The sequence below is a fragment of the Serratia sp. 506_PEND genome, assembly GCF_001076875.1.
Lineage (GTDB): Bacteria > Pseudomonadota > Gammaproteobacteria > Enterobacterales > Enterobacteriaceae > Serratia > Serratia marcescens.
In genome coordinates this window covers 1-3,191 of sequence record NZ_JVEL01000620.1, presented here as the reverse complement: position 1 = coordinate 3,191, position 3,191 = coordinate 1, and the positions used below count along the sequence as shown (strand labels likewise).

Here is a 3,191-nt window from a genome sequence, read left to right as displayed (position 1 = left end):
GTAAGCACGTGGTGAACTCACCTTGCGTTGCAAGGTGAGTTTGTGTTTTGGATTTTCAGAGGACTAACGGAAGGTATTGCCGGCGTACGGCAGCAGCTCATTCAACCGCCGGTTCGGCCACGACGGCAACCGCGTCAGTACATCACGCAACCAGGCATACGGCTCCAAACCGTTCAGCTTTGCCGTCTCCAGCAGACTCAGGATATTCGCCATTCGCTGACCCGCTCGCAGACTGCCTGCGAAGAGCCAGTTCTTGCGCCCAACCGCCACCGGACGTATCACGTTCTCCGCCCGGTTGTTGTCTATCGGTACCCGACCATCCTCCAGATAGACCAGTAACGCCGCCCATCGCTTCAACGTATAGTCGATGGCCTTGCGTATCCCCGAGTTTGGTGCCGTCTTCTGCTGCTTCACCTGTAACCAGCTTTCGAACGCCTTCAACCGCGGTTTGGCATAACGGTGTCGCCATCGTCGTCGTTGTTCTGCCGGGCGCTGCTTTATCCGTCGCTCCAGGTTGTACAGCTCGCGGATAGTGGCCAGGGCGATTTCTGCCACCGGACTGCCGTTCGCCTTGTGCTGGTCGAAGAACTTCCGACGCACATGCGCCCAGCAGCCGGCTTCCTTCACGCTACCTTCGTCGAACAGCGCCCGGTAACCGGCATAGCCGTCCACGACCAACGTACCCTGCCAGCTATCCAGCATCGCGCTGGCATAGGTGCCACTGCGGCCCGGCTGGCAGTCATACAGCACCACCGCCCTGTCTGCCCCGGCGGCGCTGACGTAGGCCCACAGATACCCCTTCTGGCTGTGACCTTTTTCGGGATTGAGCAACAGTAACGGTGTCTCATCCGCCTGCAGTACCGCTTGCTGCAGCAGGTCCTGCCGCAGGGCGTCGGCCAGTGGCTTCAGTGCCGCCCCCACCGCACCGAACCAACCAGCCAGCGTGCTGCAGGGAATATCGATACCGTGACGCAGGTAGATTTTCTGCTGACGGTATAGCGGCAGATGGTCACTGCATTTGGCTACGGTGACCTGGGCCAACAACCCCGGACCGGGCTGGCCTTTTTCGATAAGCTGAGGCGGTAAGGGAACGGTATGGACGGTTTCACAGCAGGGACAGCTGTAGTGCGGGCGCACCGTGCGATGCACCACCACCCGAGCCGGAATGTACTCCAGCCGTTCGCTCACCTCATCACGCAGGGGGCGCAGGGCGTGCCCGCAGTCGGGGCAGTCATGACTGCTCAGGTCAAGACGGACCGTTTCACGGGATAACTCTGGCGGCAATGGCTGGCGTTTGGGCGGTGTGCCAGGGAGCGCCTTGCCTGCCGGTAACACCGCCGCCAACTGCTGTTCCAGGTCGGCGGTGTCGGCATCGACATCCTCTTCCGCCAGGCTCCGCTGTTCGCCCTGGAAGGCTTCACTCTTGCGGCCGAAGCGCCAGCGACGGCCGGCCTTCAGCGCGTCTTCCAGGGCCTGGATGTAGTGAGCCTGAGCTTCGAGCAGGGCCAGAGCCCGGACACGTAACTCATGGGGATCTTGTGTGGTAAACAGCGCGTCGATATCCATATCAGCAGCTTGACATAACGGACGGTGATAATCACGTCATATCATGACGTTAACGTTTAACGTCTCAGGTTTCCCAGCCCGGCAGGTCAAGCCCCTCAACCTGTTGCCAGTCTACCCCCTTGGTCAGCCAGGCGAACTGCTCTGCCGTCAGCGGCCAGGCGGTATCCCCGGGGCGGGGCCAGGTGAAGTGGCCCTGATGCAACCGGCGGGTGCACAGCCAGACGCCGTGCTTGTCCCACTGCAACACTTTGATGCGTGAGCGTGCCTTGTTGCAGAAAACCACCGCGGTTCCCGGCGGTAAGGGCGAGGGCAAGTGTTCATCGGCCAGCCGGGTCAGGGTATCAATACCCCGGCGCATATCGGTCGGCTCACGGGCCAGCCAGATGGCATGAGGCATTAGCATAGGTTGAGCTCCGCCATGATGGCCGGCAACTGGCTGGGCTGGCAGGTGATGGAGCACCGTTTTAAATTCAGGGTAATGGCGGGCATATGCGGGTCTATGTTGGGGAGGGATAGCGGTGCCTCTTCAGGGGCAACAGTCACCGGAATAAAAGGGGGTTCAGCGGCCGGTGACGTTGGGATTTTGGTCCACTTGCCGACCCAGTTGCAAAAGGTTTTGACATTGAGATGGTGTTGCAGGCTGTACTGAGTGCGGGACAGGCCGCTGAATTGCCAGTCGGCGACATGTTGCTGCTGTTGTTGGAGGGTATGGCGAGATTTTGGCATGGGGGAACCTGCGTAGTGAACATGAGGTTCAAGCGTGCCGAGTCGCACAAGGATTAACAATGTGAGTTCACCGCGTGCTTACTCTAATACCTGTGGTTTGGTCATACGAGGAAGAGAGGCAGGAACACCATTACCGAACAAACGCGCCTGGGCTCCAGGCTTTTTAGCTGAAGCAGCCAAACGTACCCGTTCGGCGACTTCTTTAAATATATAGCTATTTTCAAGGAGCGTTTCTATGTCATCTTGTGACGTTATCGGCATGAATGAATTATCGAGTGACGTTAATTCCCCAATATAGTTCTCCAGCCCACTGAGTATTTCCCCCTCATTTTCATTCGATCCGTCAATAGTGATATGCACTGAGCTTTCGAAGTTGCTCCACAGACCGCCACCGGTCAGATTGTGTGAACCCACAACTATCAACCCCTTATTATCACCTAAAAACTGGTAGATCTTTGCATGGAATGTCTGGCCTTTTTCAGAGTGCACAACATGCAAGGAGTCGGTATTAATAAGCAAAGCGGTGAGAGCCTCGTAGGACGTCCCACCAAGGTCGACACCCACGTACACATTTACTTTTCCTCCTCGGTCCCTAAATCTTTTGAGAGAATCTTTAATTCTGAGGACACCACTGTTCTTTGCGAACGCGACAACAATGTTAAGAGTGCGGTAGTCTGGTGAACTAAGCAACTCGATCAGACGGTTGCCAAGCTGCCCGGTAAAGGGCTGGTTCATCAGTTCCATTAAGTCCTCCTTTGGACTATCCTGTTTTTTCTAATAGTGCCTGCAGGCTTTTCGTTCTGAGCACATCAACATCAGTCTCACTATGATAGTTTTCCAGAGAACGCTGCACCGACATAAGCACCATCATAAATGCCTTTTCGCATGCCGGATAGTAG

At 56.6% G+C, this 3,191-nt stretch carries 4 protein-coding genes; all 4 read right to left on the bottom strand.

Going from position 1 to position 3,191, the window contains the following annotated elements:
• Positions 1-63: 63 nt before the first annotated feature.
• Positions 64-1,566 (bottom strand): IS66 family transposase, encoded by a 1,503-nt coding sequence (gene tnpC, locus ADK28_RS28325; protein ID WP_048795398.1) that lies wholly within the window; start codon positions 1,564-1,566, stop codon positions 64-66.
• Positions 1,567-1,630: 64 nt separating this feature from the next.
• A complete protein-coding gene (gene tnpB / locus ADK28_RS28320) occupies positions 1,631-1,969 on the bottom strand; it encodes an IS66 family insertion sequence element accessory protein TnpB (RefSeq protein WP_048795397.1) in 339 nt (112 codons plus the stop codon).
• A complete protein-coding gene (gene tnpA, locus ADK28_RS31940; protein WP_049191698.1) occupies positions 1,963-2,292 on the bottom strand; it encodes an IS66 family insertion sequence element accessory protein TnpA in 330 nt (109 codons plus the stop codon). The genes tnpB and tnpA overlap by 7 nt, the downstream gene beginning before the upstream one ends.
• Before the next feature lie 78 nt (positions 2,293-2,370).
• On the bottom strand, positions 2,371-3,036 hold the full coding sequence (locus ADK28_RS28315) for a phospholipase D family protein (protein WP_048797329.1): 666 nt from the start codon (positions 3,034-3,036) through the stop codon (positions 2,371-2,373).
• Positions 3,037-3,191: the final 155 nt, after the last annotated feature.